This is a genomic window from Caballeronia sp. LZ035 (genome assembly GCF_031451175.1).
Taxonomy (GTDB): Bacteria; Pseudomonadota; Gammaproteobacteria; order Burkholderiales; family Burkholderiaceae; genus Caballeronia.
Map to the genome: position 1 here is coordinate 790014 of NZ_JARUXS010000001.1, position 19928 is coordinate 809941.

Annotated in this window: 18 protein-coding genes and 1 tRNA gene; 9 read left to right on the forward strand and 10 right to left on the reverse strand. The window is 63.1% G+C overall.

Annotation, left to right across the window (positions count from 1 at the left end; genetic code table 11):
• Positions 1-7 precede the first annotated feature (7 nt).
• Positions 8-568, forward strand: a complete 561-nt coding sequence (locus tag QCE88_RS03755; RefSeq protein WP_309899292.1) for a hypothetical protein — start codon at positions 8-10, stop codon at positions 566-568.
• 17 nt (positions 569-585) lie between these two features.
• Positions 586-972: a hypothetical protein gene (locus tag QCE88_RS03760; protein ID WP_309899294.1), complete on the forward strand. Its 387-nt coding sequence runs from the start codon at positions 586-588 to the stop codon at positions 970-972.
• Between the two features lie 379 nt (positions 973-1351).
• Here the strand turns inward: QCE88_RS03760 and QCE88_RS03765 are convergent, their stop codons facing one another.
• From QCE88_RS03765 to QCE88_RS03780, 4 genes are all read right to left on the reverse strand, one after another.
• Positions 1352-1831: a hypothetical protein gene (locus tag QCE88_RS03765; RefSeq protein WP_409018034.1), complete on the reverse strand. Its 480-nt coding sequence runs from the start codon at positions 1829-1831 to the stop codon at positions 1352-1354.
• Between the two features lie 139 nt (positions 1832-1970).
• The gene (locus QCE88_RS03770; RefSeq protein WP_309899297.1) at positions 1971-2645 is read right to left on the reverse strand and encodes a glycine zipper 2TM domain-containing protein; all 675 of its coding nucleotides are present in this window, start codon (positions 2643-2645) and stop codon (positions 1971-1973) included.
• A gap of 378 nt (positions 2646-3023) precedes the next feature.
• On the reverse strand, positions 3024-3869 hold the full coding sequence (locus QCE88_RS03775) for an IclR family transcriptional regulator (RefSeq protein WP_309899299.1): 846 nt from the start codon (positions 3867-3869) through the stop codon (positions 3024-3026).
• A gap of 138 nt (positions 3870-4007) precedes the next feature.
• Positions 4008-5501 carry an aspartate ammonia-lyase gene (locus tag QCE88_RS03780; protein WP_309899301.1) on the reverse strand — a complete coding sequence of 498 codons (1494 nt, stop codon included), beginning with the start codon at positions 5499-5501 and terminating at the stop codon, positions 4008-4010.
• 255 nt (positions 5502-5756) lie between these two features.
• Between QCE88_RS03780 and QCE88_RS03785 the strand changes: the two genes are divergently transcribed.
• The 5 genes from QCE88_RS03785 (at position 5757) to QCE88_RS03805 (ending at position 11000) form a co-directional block, all read left to right on the forward strand.
• Positions 5757-6119, forward strand: a complete 363-nt coding sequence (locus QCE88_RS03785; protein ID WP_309899302.1) for a hypothetical protein — start codon at positions 5757-5759, stop codon at positions 6117-6119.
• A gap of 63 nt (positions 6120-6182) precedes the next feature.
• The gene (locus QCE88_RS03790) at positions 6183-7508 is read left to right on the forward strand and encodes a dicarboxylate/amino acid:cation symporter (protein WP_309899304.1); all 1326 of its coding nucleotides are present in this window, start codon (positions 6183-6185) and stop codon (positions 7506-7508) included.
• A gap of 68 nt (positions 7509-7576) precedes the next feature.
• Complete coding sequence (locus QCE88_RS03795; protein ID WP_309899307.1) at positions 7577-8752, forward strand: aminotransferase class V-fold PLP-dependent enzyme; 1176 nt, start codon at positions 7577-7579, stop codon at positions 8750-8752.
• A 133-nt stretch (positions 8753-8885) separates the two neighbouring features.
• On the forward strand, positions 8886-9890 hold the full coding sequence (locus tag QCE88_RS03800; protein WP_309899308.1) for an SMP-30/gluconolactonase/LRE family protein: 1005 nt from the start codon (positions 8886-8888) through the stop codon (positions 9888-9890).
• 117 nt (positions 9891-10007) lie between these two features.
• Positions 10008-11000, forward strand: coding sequence for a helix-turn-helix domain-containing protein (locus tag QCE88_RS03805; protein WP_309899310.1), 993 nt, complete (start codon positions 10008-10010; stop codon positions 10998-11000).
• Between the two features lie 32 nt (positions 11001-11032).
• Here QCE88_RS03805 and QCE88_RS03810 read toward each other — a convergent pair whose 3' ends face one another.
• The 6 genes from QCE88_RS03810 to QCE88_RS03835 all read right to left on the reverse strand — a co-directional run bounded on the left by QCE88_RS03810 (position 11033) and on the right by QCE88_RS03835 (position 17179).
• Positions 11033-11416, reverse strand: a complete 384-nt coding sequence (locus tag QCE88_RS03810; RefSeq protein ID WP_309899311.1) for a VOC family protein — start codon at positions 11414-11416, stop codon at positions 11033-11035.
• A gap of 66 nt (positions 11417-11482) precedes the next feature.
• A complete protein-coding gene (locus tag QCE88_RS03815; protein ID WP_309899313.1) occupies positions 11483-12589 on the reverse strand; it encodes an S-(hydroxymethyl)glutathione dehydrogenase/class III alcohol dehydrogenase in 1107 nt (368 codons plus the stop codon).
• Positions 12590-12802: 213 nt separating this feature from the next.
• Positions 12803-12879, reverse strand: a tRNA-Met gene (locus QCE88_RS03820).
• Between the two features lie 82 nt (positions 12880-12961).
• Positions 12962-14620 carry an MFS transporter gene (locus QCE88_RS03825; RefSeq protein ID WP_309899315.1) on the reverse strand — a complete coding sequence of 553 codons (1659 nt, stop codon included), beginning with the start codon at positions 14618-14620 and terminating at the stop codon, positions 12962-12964.
• A 238-nt stretch (positions 14621-14858) separates the two neighbouring features.
• Positions 14859-16439, reverse strand: a complete 1581-nt coding sequence (locus QCE88_RS03830) for a sensor histidine kinase N-terminal domain-containing protein (protein ID WP_309899317.1) — start codon at positions 16437-16439, stop codon at positions 14859-14861.
• A gap of 5 nt (positions 16440-16444) precedes the next feature.
• On the reverse strand, positions 16445-17179 hold the full coding sequence (locus QCE88_RS03835) for a response regulator transcription factor (protein WP_309899319.1): 735 nt from the start codon (positions 17177-17179) through the stop codon (positions 16445-16447).
• Between the two features lie 293 nt (positions 17180-17472).
• On the opposite strand from QCE88_RS03835, the gene recA reads away from it, so the two are divergent.
• Together recA and recX are read left to right on the forward strand one after the other, a co-directional pair.
• On the forward strand, positions 17473-18543 hold the full coding sequence (recA, locus tag QCE88_RS03840) for a recombinase RecA (protein ID WP_309899320.1): 1071 nt from the start codon (positions 17473-17475) through the stop codon (positions 18541-18543).
• Positions 18544-19171: 628 nt separating this feature from the next.
• On the forward strand, positions 19172-19702 hold the full coding sequence (recX, locus tag QCE88_RS03845; protein ID WP_409018036.1) for a recombination regulator RecX: 531 nt from the start codon (positions 19172-19174) through the stop codon (positions 19700-19702).
• Positions 19703-19928 lie beyond the last annotated feature (226 nt).

Consider the following 19928-nt stretch of genomic DNA (forward strand, 5'->3'; position numbering starts at 1 on the left):
AGCGGAGATGAGAAAGATCGTGTGCAGCGCGTTGGTCGCGGTATCGGCCGTGGCGCTGCTGTCGGGCTGCGATCAGCAACCAGGCGAGGATGCATTGAACAAGCTCAAGGCGTTCTTCAATGCGGTGAAGCCGGACACGCTGCTGCTCAAGAATCTGCAGCCGGGCGTTACGACCGAGGCGCAGATCCGCGACCAGATGGGCGAGCCCGAGACCGAACGGAACTTCACTGACGGCAGCAAGCGTCTCGAATATCCGCGCGGCCCGGCCGGCACGAATACTTATATGGTCGATCTCGATGCCAACGGCCGCTTCGTCTCCGTCACGCAGGTCCTGACTGCCGCGAACTTCGCGAAAGTGCGCCCCGGCATGACCATGGACGAAGCCCGCAGGCTGCTGGGCAAGCCGACGACCATCGCCGAATATCCGCTCAAGAAGGAGCGTGTGTGGAGCTGGCACTGGCTGGAGGACGGCGTGAATCAGGACGCGATGTTCAACGCGCACTTCGGCCCGGACGGCACGGTCGTGACGACCTCGCGCTCCGAGTCGATCCGCGGCGGTCAGCACTGACCCCTTCCTTCCACCCGATGGCACGCCCGGACAAGCGCAACGCGTATCGTCAGTCGATGGCGGCAGCGGCGCGCTATCGGGAACGCGCGGCGAGTGGCGGGAACCCGGACGCGTCCATGCTGTGGACGTGCGCGTGCGGACATGCATGGGATGCGTCGCTCGAAGCATCGCAGAACGTGCGGTGCATGAACTGCGCGTTGCAGCGTCGCGATGCGGCGACGCGGCGCCTGCGCGACATGGCACAGGCACGCGGCGGCTTGCTGCTCTCGCCGGGCTATCTCGACGACGCCACGCCGCTCCAATGGCAGTGCGCGTACGGTCATGTCTGGAGCGCCCGGGCAGAGCTTGCGCCGCGCGTCTGGTGCGTGGAGTGTGCGCGGCGGGTCTTTTCGCGGTATCGCTGAATGTGTTTTTGTCGTTCAGCGTTGGACTTCAGCGGGTCACCAAAGAAAAAGCCGGCGCAAGCCGGCTTTTGAACATCGTGTTGTCGGAGCGTCGGCTTGTTTGCCTGCGACTCACAGGGCCGTTGTCAAAAGCATGCGCGTGTTGTTGTTGTGATCCGGCTTGTGCGCTCTGCTTCCATCAACGAACCGTTCGAGTGCCGCCCATCCTGTTTCTCGGTCTCTCAGCGCGCCGTGCTGCTTCCCCCCGTGCGCTAAGGACAAGTATCGTGAGCGTTCATTCGTCTTAATGTACGTTTGCAAACACTTGTTCCCGTTGCTGCACGCTTTGCGGGAAAGTACGGATGTCATGTGTTGCGAACACGCCACCCATCACCCGGCATCACGCAATTTGAGCGCGCTTGAGACTCGAACGCATGTTCGCGGCGAGCAGCGATTGCGTGACCATCCGCGCTTCCGCTTGGGCGATATGTTCGAGCGTCGCTTCCTCCAGTTGCTGACCGAAGAGCGCGAGCGCCGTGCAGAGTTGAGCGTGCGCGTCGGCATCGAGGATCCACGCGCCATCGGCGGAATGTCGGTTATCCAGTGCGACGAGCGCTTCGTGCGCGACCGTGATGTCGTCGGCGCAATCGGCTGCGTGGCCGAGCTGACACAGTTCCTCGGCGACCAGAAGGTGACGGCACAGCGTCATGAAGAGCGTCTGCGAGCCGTGCCCGCGATCGAATGCGTCGAGCGCGGCGTAGCACTGCAACAGCATGCCGTCGATCATCGGCTCGCGCGCCGCGCGGCTGTACGTCAGCGAGCGGAGCAACGGCGACATGGCCGGACGGCTGGATTTCATGCTGTTCGATTTCTTCTTCACAGAAGCACTCCCGATTGAGTTTCTCGCGTGGGCCGACGTGCTGCGCGACGCCGGGACGCGGGTGGCGCGGATGCATTCGACATGGAAGACATCTTCGCACCGGAAAATTAGGCTTGTCTTAAGCGCCGTGTTTTTCGTGTCAGGCGGGCGTCAAGGTTTCGCCCGACACGCGCACCTTCTGGCCGACCGCGACGCCTGGCGCAGCGTCGTAGTTGAAGCTGCGCACATTGCCGTCGTTCATGCGGACCTGCACTTGATAGGTGGTCGTCTTGTGAACGACGTGCTCGATCTGGTTGCCCGCGAAGCCCCCGCCGATCGCGCCGAGAATCGTCGCCGCCGTGCGGCCGCGTCCCTGGCCGATCTGCGTGCCCGCGAGACCGCCCACCACCGCGCCGCCGATTGCGCCGATGCCGGTCGTCGGCTGCGCGCTTTGCACGGCGTTGACGGCGGTCACCTGGCCTCCGTAGGGATCGTAGGCAGGGACGGGATTCTGCGCGGGCTGGACCGTTTCGCGAACCGGTTCGACGGGGCGGGCGGGGTTGATGTGATGTCCGCGTACTGCGCGGGGCAACGGGTTGTTCTTCTGGCTCGCTGACGGCGCGGGAGACGAAGTCGCTTTGGCCACCTCCGCATCGACGAGCGGCGAGGCGGTGACGGTGTTGGCGGTGGCCTTCGACGACGGCAACAGCCCGGTCATCGCCGCTACGCCGGTGCCGCATGCAAGGATCACCGATACGGCCGCAGCCGCGACCAAAGGATGAATGCGCGAGGCTTTCGTCGGGACGTCGGACGGGATCTGGGGAAGGGCGTTCATGGCGGTGACTCCGGTTGTCGGCATGCGAAGCGCGGGTGCCTGTCTGCCATAAACGCGATGCGAAGCGCGCGGTGGACGTGGGAGGTGTGACATTTGTAAGCAAACGTCGCGGGGGAGGTCGTACGGATTGCGTTCGCAAACGTGGGGGCCGGGCGGTTCCGTGCGGTCAGCGCAGAGCGGTCCCGATTGGGCGCGTCGCAAAGAGGCGGCTGACATGTGAAGGCAGGCTTGCGGGGGCGAGGTCACGCGCCTTGAGCAAAGTGTCGTACCTCGAGAAGCCGTGCAGCGCTGGCTGTATTCGTATGCTGGAGAATGCGCAGCGGGTCGCGGCATCCGACCTACGCGGAGGCGGTCGGAGAAAGGACGCCCTCGCTCGAATCACGACCGCTTACGGCGCGGCGGCTTCACCTCAGGCTCCTCATCGGCATCCTGCGAGCCCACCGTGCTGAGAATCTTGGTGATGCGCAGGGCCGCTGCCTGCATCATCGGCACGAGGAGCGTGATTTCCTCGAGCGACTTCCGGGCCTTCGGCGCCGAAATGCTCAGGCAGGCGATGACGCGTCCGTTGGGACCGGAGATCGGAATCGCGGCGCCCACTACGCCGATCGCGAATTCGGAGTCGTTCGTCGCGTAACCCTGCTTGCGAACCTGCTCGATTTCCAGCCGGAGACGGTCAGGGTCGACGAGCGTGTACGGGGTAATCGGCTCCCACGGCCCGCTCAGCATGTAGGCATCGAGCTGCTTCTTTTCCATGTTCGCGAGGAACACGCGGCCGGACGATGTGCAGTGCACCGGCGCACGATGTCCCTTCTGGAAGTTCAGCGTAAGCGGCGAATTGCCGATGGCACTGTCGATGTAGACCACCTCGGAGCCACGCATCACGCCCAGGCTGACTGTCTCGGCGGTCCGGCGGGACAGTTCCATCAGCAGCGCGTGGATGGGTCCGTGCGTGGTCGAAGCGGCGAGGATGTTGGTCGCGAGTTCAAGCAGACGGGGACCGACCTGATAACGTCCGCGCTCGATCCCGTGCTCCAGGAAGCCGAAGTCTTCCAGGTTGCTCACCAGCCGGTGAGCCGTGGTCTTGGGAATGCCGAGCGCGGTCACCAAATCCGATGTCGTCACGCGGCCAAGCTGCGCCGTCATCTCGATGATGTGGAAAGCGCGCTCGGTCGGGGAGACTTCGGGTTCGGGTGCGTCGGGGATCGGGATGTCAACCTTGTGCATGACTTTCGTCGTCTCGCGCGCTGTGGACGAGCCAGCGCGCTGACTCCAGGCGAGTTGTACGGTACGTGGTCGCATAAGAATACCCGATTGCCTGCGTGCCCGAGCGCCCCGGAGGGTCGCCCGGCATGGATGGTCGATCTACTGAACCGGGCGCGGAACGGGCAGCACCGCGCCTTCGCCCGGCTCGCAACTGACCGGAATTTCCGGCGTGAGCAGGTACGAACGAGGCTGGTTTTCCGGAACGGTCAGCGCCAGCGGGTCCAGGATCCGGTCGAGATCCGCCTTCGACAGCAGGCCGCTCGACAAAACCAGCTCATAAACCGGCGCACCTGTTTCCAGCGCTTCGCGTGCAATCCGGGTCGCGTTCGCGTAACCGATATACGGGTTCAGCGCCGTGACCACGCCAATCGAGCGCTCCACGCTGGCGCGAAGCTGCTCCTGATTCGCGACAATGCCGCGCACGCACCGGTCTGCAAGGGTCCTGGCGCCGGCCGCGAGGTGCTGGATGCTCTTGAACAGGCTGAACGCAATGATGGGCTCGAAGGCATTCAGCTGAAGCTGACCGGCTTCGGCGGCCATTGTCACCGTGAGGTCATTGCCGATGACCTCGAACGCGATCTGGTTGACCACTTCCGGGATCACCGGGTTGACCTTGCCCGGCATGATGCTGGAGCCCGCTTGCATCGGCGGCAGCTGGATCTCACCGAACCCGCAGCGTGGGCCCGACGACAGCAGTCGTAAATCGTTGCAGGTCTTGGAGAGCTTCACGGCGATCCGCTTCAACACCCCGGATACCTGCACGAACGCGCCACAGTCCTGGGTTGCTTCGACGAGATTGCCGGCCGTGAGGAACGCATATCCCGTGTTGTCGCGCAGATGGCGGCACACCGCGGCGGCATAGTCGGGGTGAGCGGTGATGCCGGTACCGATGGCCGTGGCGCCGAGATTGATTTCGAGCAGGAGCAAGCGAGCTTCGGCAAGACGCGACTCGTCTTCCTGCAACATGACTGCGTAGGTGCTGAACTCCTGACCGAGCGTCATGGGCACGGCGTCCTGCAACTGCGTGCGGCCCATCTTCAGCACGCCGCGGAATGCTTCCGCTTTGAGCTCGAAGGCTTCACGAAGGTAGGCCATCGCGACGAGCAATTCGTCGATATAAAACTGCAGCGCCAGCTTGATCGCGGACGGGTACACGTCGTTGGTGCTTTGGCCGATGTTGACGTGTTCGTTCGGGTGCAGCCGCTGATAGTCGCCGCGCGCCGCACCGAGTATTTCCAGCGCGCGATTCGCCACGACTTCGTTGACATTCATGTTGCTCGACGTGCCCGCGCCACCCTGGATGACGTCTACCACGAAATGTTCGTGATGCTTGCCGTCGATGATTTCGCGGCACGCGGACTCGATGGCTTGAGTTCGTTCGGCATCGATGAGGCCCAGCTCTGCGTTCGCCTGAACCGCAGCACGCTTGATCTCCGCCAACGCCCGGACCAGACCACCGTACTGGCTGATGGGAATGCCGCTGATCGGAAAGTTCTCGACTGCCCGAAGCGTGTGAACGCCGTACAGGGCCTCATTGGGAACGTGGCGGTCGCCGAGCAGGTCGTGCTCGAGCCGGGTGCTTTGGGTCGTCATCGCAATGTCTCTCAACAGTAAAGGGGCGAAATCGCTCGGTCCTGCATCCATGAAAGGCAGTATATGAGCAAACCCGTTTAATGGAATCTAGGAGTTCCACTTAATAGAATTTATCGTAGGTGTTATCCCTCGCGAACGAGTGGACGGAAACCTGGACGACGTGCGTCATTCCCCTGATGCGTGGCCCTTTCGTGCTTTGGTGAGACGTATCGATCTCCTATCAGGAGCGCGATAAGTCCTTGACAGTGGAATTTGGTGAACCAAAAATTGGAACAAGTCAGAAAACTGCTGACATCGATAGCCGGTTTTGCTTTCACCAGAGAGGGTCCAATGGACGGAACAGCGGCACTTGCATCAACTCGATGGGCTCGCCATGACGCCACGCACCGCATCGAGAAACACGGTGGGGCCGGCCCCGACATCCTGATCGACCAGGGCGATGCAGATGAATTTCTTGAATCTCAACTGAAGCGGGCCCCGCTGGTCGCAGCGGCGGCCCGAGGCGATGTTCAGCTACGCCTTCGCCGCCGCGCCGATTACGGACACAGCACCTTTTTTATTTCGACATTCATTGCATCGCATCTCGAACACCACGCGCGCCATCTGCTCGCGTGTTGACGATGTGTTGCTGAAACCAGGACTGAGAACAGTCTGGTCGCTGGTCCTTCGGAGGAGACACCCATGAAGCGCATTCGACTTTCCACGTGGATTCTGATCGCTCTCGTCGCTGGCATAGCGGTTGGCGGCGTCATTCACAGCACCACGGGCTCGGCGGAGCTCAACAAGCAGATTGCCGGATATCTGTCGACGCTGACCGACATCTTCCTGCGTCTCATCAAGATGATCATCGCGCCGCTCGTCTTCACGGGCGTCGTCGCGGGAATGAGTCATTGTGAGCATCCCGGCGACGTCGGACGCGTCGGTATCCGCGCCATGCTCTGGTTTGTGGCCGCGTCCGTTCTTTCGCTGGTGCTCGGCCTGGCGCTGTCGAACCACATGGCCCTGGGCGTCGGCGTGACACCGCCTCACACCGGTGCGGCGGGCGAGGTCAGCACCGCTGCGTTCAGCCTGAAGAACTTCATCTCGCACATGGTGCCGCAGAGCATCTTCCTCGCGATGGCGCAGAACGACGTGGTGGCGATTCTCGTGTTCGCGCTGTTCTTCGGCTTTGCGGTGTCGGCGTATGGCGGCAAGGAGCCGGCCATCCGGCGCTTGAATCACTCGATCGAAGGCGCATTCAAGGTCATGTTGCGGGTGACCGATTTCGTGATGCGCTTTGCGCCCATCGGCGTGTTTGCCGCCGTGGCTTCGACGGTCACGGTACAGGGCTTGGGCGTCCTCGGCACCTATGGAAAATTCATTGGCGGCGTGTACACCGGCATGACCTTGCTCTGCGCCGTCATGATCGCCATCGGTTTCCTGTTCCTCGGCAAGCCCGTGTTCCGCCTGCTTGGTCTCGTGAAGGAGCCGATGCTGATCGCGTTCTCGACGTCTTCGAGCGAAGCGACGTTTCCGAAGATGCTCGAACAGCTTGAGAAGTTCGGCATCTCGAATCGCATCACGTCGTTCGTGTTGCCGCTGGCCTACTCGTTCAACGCCGACGGCTCGATGATGTACCAGGCGTTCGCTTCGGTCTTCCTGTTGCAGGTCTACGGCATCCACATGTCGTTCGAGCAGCAACTCGGCATGTTGCTGGTGATGCTGGTGTCGAGCAAAGGCATTGCCGGCGTTCCTCGTGCGTCGATTGTCGTGGTTGCCGCGACGCTGCCGCTCTTCGGCATCCCGGCTGACGGTATCGCGCTGCTGCTCGCCGCCGACACCTTCATCGACATGGGCCGCACGGTCACCAACGTGGTCGGCAATTCGATCGCCTGCGCGGTCATCGCCAGGTTCGAAGCGAAGCGTGCGGCGAAGCAGGCGCTTCGCGTATCGACCGCTCACGACATCAGTGACCACGGCGACCCGGCACACGTTCTGAGCGAGGCGCACTCCGGCTCGCGTTTCTGAAATCCCCATTGCATCGACGGCGTGCCTCACGCGGCTCGCGCCACCTACACCTTGAAGTGAGAGAGAAAATGATTGCCACCGAAAAGCTTGCATCGATTCGCGAACAGTTCCCGGTCACCAAGCGCCAGCTTTACCTCGATTCGGGTCACCAGACGCCGCTGTCGTTGCCGGTGCGCGACGCGCTCTATTCGTTCCTGACGGAAGGCTATGAAATGGCCGGACCGAAGCCCGTCTGGATTCGCCGTGTCGAAGAAATTCGCGGCAACGTGGCGCGCTTCTTCAACGCATCGGCATCCGAGATCGCCTTCACAAAAAACACGTCGGAAGGTCTCAACATTGCAGCGAACGCCGTGCCGCTCGAAGCGGGCGACAACGTGGTTCTGATTGAAGGCGACCATCCCAACAACGCCTACGCGTGGCTGAATCTGAAGCGCAAGGGTGTGGAGGTGCGGTTCGCGCCGCTGAAGGACAATGAAATCGCGACGGCGAAGACCTTCGAACCGTTCATCGACGGGCGCACGAAAGTCATCACGCTTTCGCATGTCACCTTCCACGCGGGTCAGGTGCACGACCTGCTGAGCATCGGCAAGCTGTGCAAGGACCGTGGAATCTACCTGGTCGTCGACGCGATGCAGTCGGTCGGTGTCGTTCCTGTCGATGTCAAGGCGTTCAACATCTCGATGCTTGCTGCGGGCACGCACAAGGGCCTGCTCGTGCCGCAAGGCCTGGGTTTGCTGTACGTCGCGGATGGCCTCGATGAATTGCGCCCGGCGTATCTCGCGATGTCGAGTATGCTGAATCCGCCGGCCGACTACATCGCGCGTCCCGACGATATGGCTGTCCGCAAGGATGCGCTGCGCTTTGAATTCGGCAATATCAATCTGCCGGACCTGCACGCACTCGATGCGGCGATCAAGCTCATCGAAAGCGTCGGCGTTGCCAACATTCAAAAGCACGTGTCCGAACTGGGCGACCAGCTGATCAGCCAGCTCGATGAGCTCGACGTCGCCGTGGTCGGTCCGCGCGACCGGGGTCAGCGTAACCACATCTATGTGCTCGACTTGCCCGTGCAGCAATGGGCGGATTACTTTGCGCGCAATGATGTCCGCGTGTCGCCGGAACGCGGCGGCATCCGTATTTCACTGGCCATGTTCAACACGCCGGACGACATCAGGCGGCTCGTCGACGTGATTCGCAAAGGTCTGCGCGAGACGACTGCGGCTGCGGTGGCACAGGTGGATTGATGGAAGTGTCGAAAGGCTGAGCGCGGCATGGACTACGCTGTCGCTGGAAACACGAGCGTGAGGCGATGTCGTGGGCCGGCATCGCTTCTCGCGTGTGCAATGAATGCAGTCAAAACCGCTTCGAGGCCGTGCAATGCCGAATGCCTATCCTGTGCCCCGAGATTTCCGGGTGCGCTTCGAAGACCTGGGCCGTGTGGCGATCGGCGTGAAGCGGCCAGAATGCGTGCTCTCGCTCGCAGACGGAAGTCTCGTATGCAGTCACGGGGCGGGCGGCTACTCGCTGGTGAGCCCGTCGGGCGGGCTGCAACACATCGTCAAGCGTGCGGATGATGAGCGAACGTTTCTTCCGAACGGTATCGCGGTCCATCCTGATGGCAGAATCCTGTTTGCCCATCTCGGCGTGAGGGACGGCGGCATTCATGCCATCGACCGCGAGGGAAGCGTTCGTCACGTCGTTGATCATGTGGACGGAAAGCCGTTGCCGCCGACGAACTACGTCTCGGTCACGGATACGGGCGGCATCTGGTTCACGGTCAGCACGCGGCAGATACCCCGTAGTCTGGCGTGGAACAGGACGGTGGCCGACGGATTCATCGGCTTCCACGATTCGAGCGGTACGCGAATCGTGGCCGATGGCCTGGGCTACACCAACGAGATTGCGTTTTCCCCCGATGGCCGATGGGTGTATGTCAACGAGACATACGCTCAGCGGGTGAGCCGCTTCAGGATGAACGCGAACGGTTCGCTCAGCGACAAGGAAGTCGTGGCGCAGTTCGGCGGAGCCGACCTGCCGGACGGGCTCACTTTCGATGAGCATGGTGGAGTGTGGGTCACGTGCATCGGCAGTAACCGCATTCTCCTCATTCGACCGGACGGCGAGGTGCAAGTCGTTCTCGACGAACCGGACGATCGCTTTGCGGCGAAAGTCGCGGCCGGGATCCAGAATGGCACCCTGACGTGGGAAGACATGCAGGGTCCGCCGGGGAATGCCCCGCTGGGTAACGTATCGAGCCTGGCATTCGGCGGATTGAACCAGCGGACCGCTTGTCTTGGCAGCCTCACGAGCGACTGCATCTGGACGTTTCCAAGCCCGGTGACCGGTGCGGAACCCGGGCATTTTCGTCGTCGCGTGATGTGATGTTCGTGCGAGGATGTCGTTCTCGGTAATCGGCTGGGTACGAGCGGCTACGCGCTGCTTATGGCAGGTTCAGGCCCGAGCCCGTGCGTCATGAAGTCGGAATGAGAGAACAGCACCATGAACATCACAGTCGACGTCATCATCTATCCGGGCTTCAAGGCACTGGAAGCGGTCGGCGCACTCAGCGTCTTCAAATATGCCAACGCGCACTTGAGAAAGCGTGAGCGTTCTGGCGCGTATGACGTCAAGTTGACTTCGATGGCCATCGGACCCGTCATGTCCGAGACAGAGATCCCCTTGTACGCGGAGAAGAAGCTTTCCTCGCTGAACATCCCTCATACCGCGGTCATCGTTGGCGCATGGGACATCGAGGGCGCGGTGAACAACGTGCCCGACATCGTCGAATGGTTCAAGGCTTGCGCGTCTCAGCTGCAACGCACGATCGCGCTGTGCTCGGGCGCATTCTTTCTCGCCCAGGCCGGCGTGCTGAACGGAAAGCGGGCGACGACGCACTGGGCAGTCGCTGACATGTTGCAGGCAAGCTATCCCACTGTCGAACTGGACTCGGACTGCATCTTCATCCAGCAGGGAAAAGTGTGGACGTCGGCCGGCGTGACGGCGGGTCTTGATCTGGCGCTTGCTGTCGTCGAGCAGGACTTCGGCGCGGACATCGCGCTCGATGTGGCAAGAGACCTGGTGGTCTTTCTGAGGCGACAAGGCGGACAATCCCAGTTCAGTGCCCATCTCGACTGCAACGCGACGCAAAACGTCAGCGTGCGTGACCTGCAGAACTGGATGCTCGAACACCTCGACCAGGACCTCGCAACGCCGGACATGGCGTCTCGCGCTGCGATGAGCGTGCGCAGCTTCAATCGATGCTTCAGGAAAGAAACGGGCACGACGCCTACGGCCTTTCTGATGCGAGCGCGGATCGAAGCGGCCAGGCGCATGCTGGAGGAAGGAAACCTGCCAGCGAAGACGATCGCAGCGGACTCCGGCTTCAAGACGTATGACGCCATGCGTAAAGCGTTTCAGACGACCCTTGGCATCACGCCGCTCGTCTATCGGGAGCGTTTCGGCGCTGCTGCGGAGAGCAGCGCCGAAACGTGACGCAGCGCGAGGCTGCACGAAGCCTTGCTCGCTTATTCCGGCTTGAAGCAGTACACCGCGAGCTTGTTGCCGTCGAGGTCGCGGGCATAGGCGGCGTAGGCGTGCGGTGCCCAGCCGCGCGGGCCGGCAACGCCTTCGCACGTGCCGCCTTGAGCCAGGGCCGTCTTGTGGAACGCGTCGACCGACGCGCGGTCCGGAGCCTCGAACGAAACGGTGACGCCATTGCCGACGGTTGCCGGGTGGCCATTGGCTGGCTTCAGCACGAAGAACGACGGCGCGCTTTCGCCCCAGATCGAACCGTTGTTGTCGAGATCGGCGATGCGCTTCAGGCCGAGCTCGCCCAGGACGGTGTCGTAAAAGGAGCGGGCTTTCGCGAGGTCGTTCGTGCCAACGGTGACATGGGTGTAGACAGTCATGGTGTTCCTTTGAAGGTAAGAGAAGCGGGTGAAGCAAAGCCGTAGGCGAGAGGACGGACGGCATGCCTAGTAGATGACGACGGACCGGATGGATTCGCCCTTCTTCATGAGGTCGAAGCCTTCGTTGATCTGGTCGAGCTTGAGATGGTGCGTGATGAGATCGTCGATGTTGATCTTGCCTTCCATGTACCAGTCGACGATGGTGGGCACGTCGGTGCGGCCGCGTGCGCCGCCGAACGCGGAGCCTTTCCATTCGCGGCCCGTCACGAGCTGGAACGGGCGCGTGCTGATTTCCTGGCCGGCCGCGGCGACCCCGATGATGAACGACTGTCCCCAGCCTTTATGGGTGCATTCGAGCGCCTGGCGCATCAGCTGCGTATTGCCGACGCACTCGAACGAGTAGTCCGCACCGCCGTCAGTCAGCTGCACGATATGGTCGACGACGTTCTCGACTTCCTTCGGATTGACGAAGTGGGTCATGCCGAATTTCTTCGCCAGTTCGACACGGCCGGGGTTGATGTCGACGCCGATGATCTTGTCGGCGCCGACCATCTTCGCGCCCTGGATGACGTTCAATCCGATGCCGCCGAGGCCAAACACGACGACATTCGCGCCGGCTTCGACTTTCGCTGAATACACGACCGCGCCGATGCCCGTGGTCACGCCGCAGCCGATGTAGCAGATCTTGTCGAAGGGCGCGTCTTCACGCACCTTTGCGACGGCAATCTCCGGGACCACGATGAAGTTCGAGAATGTCGACGTGCCCATGTAGTGAAACAGCGGCTTGCCATCGAGGGAGAAGCGCGAAGTCGCATCGGGCATCAGGCCCTTGCCCTGCGTCGAGCGAATGGCCTGGCACAGGTTCGTTTTGCGCGAGAGACAGAACTTGCACTGGCGACATTCGGGCGTGTACAGGGGAATGACGTGATCGCCTTTCTTCAGCGTGCCGACGCCCGGGCCGACGTCCACGACGACACCCGCGCCCTCGTGACCGAGCACTGCGGGGAAGATGCCTTCCGGGTCGGCGCCCGAGAGGGTGTAGTAGTCGGTGTGACAAATACCGGTGGCCTTGATCTCGATCAGGACTTCGCCTGCGCGAGGGCCTTCTAGGTCGACTTCCTCGATCGTGAGCGGAGCGCCCGCTTTCCATGCAACGGCTGCTTTGGTCTTCATGGTTCCTCGTCCCGGATTGGTTACGAGAATGATGGGACAGCCGGATTAGCCGATGGGCTCACGGAAGTGAATCTGGCTTAAAAGCAGTGGAGGTTGGCCAAGTGGTCCGCGCTCGTGGCCGCCTCCACAGGGCTGGAAGGCCTGGATGCTTTCCGGCGTCGCAGACGCAAAAAAGCCGCTGTCCTTTTGGAACAGCGGCTTTTTCTTGAAGCTTGGTGGCGAATCAGGGATTCGAACCCCGGACCTGCGGATTATGATTCCGTCGCTCTAACCGGCTGAGCTAATTCGCCGAAAGACGAGATTATGCAGAGGGCGGTTCGGGCTGTCAAGCCTCTCCCGGCGATTTCTTAAAACCCGCCCGTTACAAGCCCCTCAATCCTCGTGATACACGTTCGACTTGCGCGTGTCCTTCACGAACAGCATACCGATCACGAACGTGGCCAGCGCAATCACGATCGGATACCACAGCCCCGAGTAGATATCGCCCTTGGCTGCGACGATCGCGAAGGCCGTCGCCGGCAGGAAGCCGCCGAACCAGCCATTGCCGATGTGATACGGCAGCGACATCGACGTATAGCGGATCCGCGCCGGGAACATCTCGACCAGCATCGCCGCGATCGGCCCGTACACCATCGTCACGAAGATCACGAGGATGGTCAGCACCACGATCGCCATCGGCCAGTTGATCAGCGCCGGATCGGCCTTCGGCGGATAGCCCGCGCTCTTCAGCGTGCCGGCGAGCGTCTTGTCGAACGCGGCACCCTGGGCCTTGGCGTCGGCGCCCTTGCCGTCATAGGTGTTGACGACCGTTTCGCCCACCTTGATCTGCGCCATCGTGCCCGCCGGCGCCGCCACGTTCTCGTAGTTCAGGCCGGCCTTCGACAACGCGCCCTTCGCGACGTCGCACGACGACGTGAATTTCGCCGTGCCCACCGGATTGAACTGGAACGAGCACTCGTCCGGATTGGCGATCACGACGATCGGGGACTTTTGCGTCGCGGCCTCGAGCGTCGGATTGGTGTAGTGCGCAAGCGCCTTGAACAGCGGGAAGAACGAGAGCGCGGCAATCAGGCAGCCGGCCATGATGATCGGCTTGCGTCCGATGCGATCCGACAGCGAGCCGAAGAACACGAAGAACGGCGTGCCGATCAGGAGCGCCACGGCGACCATGATGTTCGCGCTGGTGCCGTCCACCTTGAGCGTCTGCGTGAGGAAGAACAGCGAATAGAACTGGCCCGTGTACCACACGACCGCCTGGCCCGCCGTCAGGCCGAACAGCGCCAGCAGCACGATCTTCAGGTTCTTCCACTCGCCGAACGCTTCGGTGAGCGGCGCCTTCGAGGTCTTGCCTTCGGCCTTGATGCGCTCGAACACCGGCGATTCATGCAGCTTCATCCGGATCCACACCGAAATGGCCAGCAGCAGGATCGACACGAGGAACGGGATGCGCCACGCCCACGCGCCGAACTGTTCTTCCCCAACGGCCGTGCGCACCGCGAGAATCACGATCAGCGAGATGAACAGGCCGAGCGTCGCGGTGGTCTGGATCCACGCCGTCCACGCGCCGCGCTTGTTCGAAGGCGCGTGCTCCGCGACGTAGGTCGCCGCGCCGCCGTACTCGCCGCCGAGCGCCAGGCCTTGCAACAGACGCATCGCGATGAAGATCACCGGCGCTGCGATGCCGATCGTCGCGTAACCGGGCAGGAAGCCGATCAGGAACGTCGACAGGCCCATGATCACGATCGTCACGAGAAACGTGTACTTGCGCCCGACCATGTCGCCGAGTCGTCCGAACACGATCGCGCCGAACGGACGCACTGCGAAGCCCGCCGCGAAGCCGAGGAGGGTGAAGATGAAGCCGGCCGTCGGGTTCACGCCCGAGAAGAAGGTCTTGCTGATGTAGACGGCGAGCGAGCCCGCCAGATAGAAGTCGTACCACTCGAACACCGTCCCGAGCGACGAAGCGAAGATGACCTTCTTTTCCTCCGCCGTCATCGGTGCGTGCGAAACGCGCCCCTCAACCGTAGCCATGTACCGCCTCCTGTCCTGATTTGAATTTTTCGGATACGTCGGTCCGCGACCTGGCGGCTCCGGTGCAACGATTATTGGAACGAAAACTTACGGCGTTCTGACGCGGGCTCGTCAGGCCCGAAGTGGGCTCGTGTGGATCGCATGCGACGATCTGACAGGATCACGACTCGAACGCCAGTTTAACTGCGCTCTATTTCACGCTTTGCACGTTTGAATACGGGAATTCCGAAACCGACTTTCAGGGTTTGTCCCGGGCAGGATAAACCCGCTGAAGACTGACCCGCACGAGGGTTCCGGCCAGCCGGGGGCTGTCCTGGTACACATGGTCCTCGATAGTGAGCGTGCCGCCATGCATCGTCGCGATCTCCTTGACGATCGCAAGCCCCAGCCCGCTGCCGTCGCCTTCACGCCCGAGAATCCGGTAGAAGCGCTCCACCACGCGCCCGCGCTCCGCTGCCGGAATGCCCAGCCCCGAGTCTTCCACTTCGAGATGCACGAGGTCGAGGTCGTCGTCGGCGGTCCGCACGCGCACGGTGATGCGCCCGCCCGCGGGCGTGTAGCGGATCGCGTTGTCGATCAGGTTCGAGAGCATCTCCCGCAGCATCACGACGTTGCCTTCCACCTCCACCGGATGAGGCGGCTCCTCGAAGCCCAGGTCCATCTGCTTGGCGAGCGCGGGCTGCACCCAGTCGCGCACCGCGAGCCGCGCGAGCGTCGTCAGCTCGATGCGCGAGAAAATGCCGCCCGCCGCGCGATTCTCGGCGCGCGCCAGCGCCAGCAGTTGCGTCACGAGGCGGGCGGCATGTTCGGAGCTCGTCGCGATCTGTTCCAGCGAGCGCTGCACTTCCGCCGACACCTCCTGCCGCATCGCGAATTCGGCCTGCATGCGCAAGCCCGCGAGCGGCGTCTTCATCTGATGCGCGGCATCGGCGATGAAACGCTTCTGGAACTCCATGTTCTGTTCGAGCCGCGTGAGCAGGTCGTTGAACGAGGCGACCAGCGGCGCGATTTCCGGCGGGGCGCGGTCCGCGTCCAGCGGCGAGAGATCGTCCGGACGGCGCGCCCGGATGTTCGATTGCAGCGCATGCAGCGGCGCGAGCCCGCGCGACAGTCCGAACCACACCAGGATGATCGCGAGCGGCAGGATCACGAACTGCGGCAGGATCACGCCCTTGATGATGTCGTTGGCGAGCTGGCTGCGCTTGTCGAGCGTCTCGGCGACCTGCACGAGCACCGGCTGGGTGCTGGCCGGATCGCGTCCGGGCGCGAGTCCGGGCAGATCGACCGTCGTGTAGGCGACGCGGATGTCGTTGCCGCGCAGCACGTCGTCGCGGAATTCGACGATGCCGGGCTGCGGCCGGTCGTCGTCGTGCGGCAGCGGCATGTCCCGGTCGCCGCCGACCAGCTCGCCGCGCGTGCCGAGCACCTGGAAGAACACGCTGTCGACGTTGTCGGCGCGCAGGAAATCGCGAGTGGCGTCGGGCAGGCGCAGCTCCGCGACGCCGTTGACCGGCTGGATCTGCCGCGCCAGCACGTAGGCGTCGGCTTCGAGCGCGCGGTCGAAGGGCCCGTTGGCGATCGATTTGGCGACGAGATAGGTCACCGCGATGCTCATCGGCCAGAGCAGCAGCAGCGGCGCCAGCATCCAGTCGAGAATTTCGCCGAAGAGGGAGCGCGGATGCGCGTGCGTATCGGGCTCGAGTTCGTCGGGCGGCGCGAACGGGTTGGCGTAGCGCGCGTCGCGCAGGGTGTCGGAGTCGGCGGAGGCGTCAGCGGAAGACTTCGGCGCGCGCGATTCAGTGGAAGCCGACGACGCCATGCCGCCTACTTGTAGTGATGGCTGGCGGGCAGCGGGTCGGCCGGCGGCTGCGGGCCCGCGCCATTCGACGACGCGCCCGCTTTCTCCAGCGTGTAACCGAGCCCGCGTACCGTGATGATCTTTGCGCCGCTCGGCTCGATCTTCTTGCGCAGCCGGTGCACGTAGACTTCGATGGCGTTGTTGCTGACTTCCTCGCCCCACTCGCACAGGTGATTGACGAGCTGTTCCTTCGACACGAGCCGGCCACTTCGCTGCAACAGCACTTCGAGCACGCCGAGTTCGCGCGCGGACAAGTCGATGACCTGCTCGCCGATCGTCGCGATGCGTCCGACCTGGTCGAAGCAGAGCGAGCCGTGCTTCACGACCGTCGGGCCGCCGCCCGCGCCGCGCCGCGTCAGCGCCCGCACGCGCGCTTCGAGCTCGTTGAGCGCGAAGGGCTTGGCCATATAGTCATCCGCGCCGAGGTCGAGTCCCTTCACGCGTTCGTCGACGCTGTCGGCGGCGGTGAGGATCAGCACGGGCATCTGCGAATTGCGTGCGCGCAGGCGGCGCAGCACCTCCAGGCCGGACATCAGCGGTAGTCCGAGATCGAGGATCAGGAGGTCGAAAGTCTGTAGCGAAAGGGCCGTATCCGCCTCGACGCCGTGCTTCACATGGTCGACGGCGTAGCCCGATTGGCGGAGTGATCGGACGAGACCGTCCGCGAGTATGCTGTCGTCTTCGGCAATGAGGATTCGCATCGTCGTGTGCGCCTTGGTACGCCCCATGCGCGGCGAAGCGCAGCGGCATTGCCGGCACCGAATGTCGCCCGGCGCGGCGGTCTCCAGGTGGTTCGCGGTTCTTGCGCAGGGGTGTGCAACTTGCATGACGCGGAAAAAAAGCTGCGTCGCGCTGCTACCCGCTTGCAAAAACTACTGTTTTTTTATACAGTGTCTGCGTGCGTGTGAAAAGGCCTTTCGAGAAGCTCGTTCGAGCAGCGGGAAGGCCCATGAACACTGCCTCAGACGCCGTTCATCATAGCAAAGGACGATTCATGGAAGAAAGCAAGAAAGGCCCGGCTGGAATGACTGCGGAGAAGAGCAAGGCCCTGGCCGCCGCGCTCTCGCAGATCGAAAAGCAATTCGGCAAAGGGTCGATCATGCGGCTCGGCGCAGGTGAGGCGGTCGAAGACATTCAGGTAGTGTCCACCGGTTCGCTCGGTCTGGACATCGCGCTCGGCGTCGGCGGTTTGCCGCGTGGCCGTGTGGTGGAAATCTACGGTCCGGAGTCGTCGGGCAAGACCACGCTCACGCTGCAGGTCGTTGCCGAAATGCAGAAGCTCGGCGGCACGGCGGCCTTCATCGACGCGGAACACGCGCTCGACGTGCAATACGCAGGCAAGCTCGGCGTGAACGTGCCGGAACTGCTGATCTCGCAGCCGGACACGGGCGAGCAGGCGCTCGAAATCGCGGACGCGCTGGTGCGCTCGGGTTCCATCGACATGATCGTCATCGACTCCGTGGCGGCGCTCGTGCCGAAGGCGGAAATCGAAGGCGAAATGGGCGACTCGCTGCCGGGCCTCCAGGCGCGTCTGATGTCGCAGGCGCTACGCAAGCTCACCGGCACCATCAAGCGCACGAACTGCCTCGTCATCTTCATCAACCAGATCCGCATGAAGATCGGCGTGATGTTCGGCAATCCGGAAACCACCACCGGCGGCAATGCGCTGAAGTTCTACTCGTCGGTGCGTCTGGATATCCGCCGCATTGGCTCGATCAAGAAGAACGACGAAGTCATCGGTAATGAAACGCGCGTGAAGGTCGTGAAGAACAAGGTCGCGCCGCCGTTCCGCGAAGCCATCTTCGACATCCTGTACGGCGAAGGCATCTCGCGTCAGGGCGAAATCATCGATCTTGGCGTGCAGGCCAAGCTGGTCGACAAGGCCGGCGCCTGGTACAGCTACAACGGCGACCGCATTGGCCAGGGCAAGGACAACGCGCGTGAATTCCTGCGCGAGAATCCGGACATCGCGCGCGAGATCGAGAACAAGATCCGCGAATCGCTGGGCGTGGCCGCGATGGGTGAAGCGGTCGTCGCCAAGGCCGTAGTGGCCGACGAAGAATAAGCGTCGAGCCTGAAGGACGATGCTCAGGCGCCGGCCCGGTTCGAAGACGAATTCGAAGGCGGATTCGAAGGCTGATCCAGAGGCTGATTCAGAGGCTGATTCGCAGCCCGGTCCGGCGGATGAGGCAACCGAAGAGGGTTGCGCATTCGTCGATCGCTACGAAAGAAGCAGCGAACGAAGCAGCGAGCGGCGCGGAGGCACGTCCAAAGGCGCATTCCCACGCGGTGACAAGAAACGCGCCGACGCGAAGAAGTCTTTCGCGTCGGCGCGTCGCGTTTCCGGGGCAAGCTTCGGCGGTCGGGCGGACGAGCCAGCTCCGGCGTCGGATATGGCGCGTGCATCGTCCGCATCGCCCGCTTCCGACGCTCAATCCGATGCAACCAGCGCAAGCCCTCGCTCAACGCGTCTTGCACATGCTCGCGCCCTGCTGAAGCACGCTACCGAGCAGCCCCAAGCCCCGCGCGCCGAACGTACATCGGCCTCCGCCGAGCCCACGTCCGCGCCTGCGTTCCGGGTCGCTCAGCCAGCCCCTCCATCATTCGCAGATCCCTTCGACGACGCCGACCCATTCGAGCCATTCGAGCAATGCGCGCCGGGTGAAGCACCTTTGGCGGTGGCGGAAGAAGCGGTGTTCACCCGCACGAGCCAGCGCACACGCAAGACTTCGGTTGCCGAGGCGAACGACCCGAGGCGTCCACAGCGCTCCTTGAAGGGGCGGGCGCTCGCGGCGCTGTCGCGTCGCGAATATAGCCGGGCCGAATTGTCGCGAAAATTGAGTCCCTACGTCGGCGAAGCCGATTCCCTCGACGCCGTGCTGGACGAACTGGAGCGCGACGGCTGGCTGTCGAACGAACGCTTCGTGGAGAGCGTCGTGCATCGGCGGGCCGCGCGCATGGGCGGCAGCCGGATCATCGGCGAGTTGAAGCGCCATGCGGTCGGCGAGTCGCTCATCAGCGCGACCGCCGACAAACTCGCGCAAACCGAGACCACTCGCGCTCGGGACGTCTGGGAGAAGAAGTACGGCACGTTGCCGGAGACGCCCGCCGAACGCGCCAAACAAGCGCGCTTCCTGGCGGCGCGAGGTTTCTCCGGCGGCACGATCGGCAAGATCCTGAAGGGCGGCGACGAGGACTGGAGCGAAGAGATCGTCGACGACTGAGCACAGTCGCCCGAACGTGCATCACGCGACGTGCTCCAGCGCTTGACCCAGCGCCTGACCCAGCGCATGCCTCAGCGCCTGACCTAGCGCACGCCTCAGCGCCTGCCCCAGCGCCTGACCCAGCGCATGCCTCAGCGCCTGACCTAGCGCACGCCTCAGCGCCTGACCCAGCGCATGCCTCAGCGCCTGCCCCAGCGCATGCCTCAGCGCCTGACCCGGCCCATGC

Coding starts and splice junctions, on each gene's coding strand:
- recA (WP_309899320.1), top strand. CDS start 17,473: ATGGAAGAAAGCAAGAAAGGCCCGGCTGGAATGACTGCGGAGAAGAGC.
- QCE88_RS03830 (WP_309899317.1), bottom strand. CDS start 16,439: ATGGCGTCGTCGGCTTCCACTGAATCGCGCGCGCCGAAGTCTTCCGCT.
- QCE88_RS03760 (WP_309899294.1), top strand. CDS start 586: ATGGCACGCCCGGACAAGCGCAACGCGTATCGTCAGTCGATGGCGGCA.
- QCE88_RS03800 (WP_309899308.1), top strand. CDS start 8,886: ATGCCGAATGCCTATCCTGTGCCCCGAGATTTCCGGGTGCGCTTCGAA.
- QCE88_RS03825 (WP_309899315.1), bottom strand. CDS start 14,620: ATGGCTACGGTTGAGGGGCGCGTTTCGCACGCACCGATGACGGCGGAG.
- QCE88_RS03775 (WP_309899299.1), bottom strand. CDS start 3,869: ATGCACAAGGTTGACATCCCGATCCCCGACGCACCCGAACCCGAAGTC.
- QCE88_RS03790 (WP_309899304.1), top strand. CDS start 6,183: ATGAAGCGCATTCGACTTTCCACGTGGATTCTGATCGCTCTCGTCGCT.
- QCE88_RS03795 (WP_309899307.1), top strand. CDS start 7,577: ATGATTGCCACCGAAAAGCTTGCATCGATTCGCGAACAGTTCCCGGTC.
- QCE88_RS03770 (WP_309899297.1), bottom strand. CDS start 2,645: ATGAACGCCCTTCCCCAGATCCCGTCCGACGTCCCGACGAAAGCCTCG.
- QCE88_RS03835 (WP_309899319.1), bottom strand. CDS start 17,179: ATGCGAATCCTCATTGCCGAAGACGACAGCATACTCGCGGACGGTCTC.
- QCE88_RS03805 (WP_309899310.1), top strand. CDS start 10,008: ATGAACATCACAGTCGACGTCATCATCTATCCGGGCTTCAAGGCACTG.
- QCE88_RS03815 (WP_309899313.1), bottom strand. CDS start 12,589: ATGAAGACCAAAGCAGCCGTTGCATGGAAAGCGGGCGCTCCGCTCACG.
- QCE88_RS03780 (WP_309899301.1), bottom strand. CDS start 5,501: ATGACGACCCAAAGCACCCGGCTCGAGCACGACCTGCTCGGCGACCGC.
- QCE88_RS03810 (WP_309899311.1), bottom strand. CDS start 11,416: ATGACTGTCTACACCCATGTCACCGTTGGCACGAACGACCTCGCGAAA.
- QCE88_RS03755 (WP_309899292.1), top strand. CDS start 8: ATGAGAAAGATCGTGTGCAGCGCGTTGGTCGCGGTATCGGCCGTGGCG.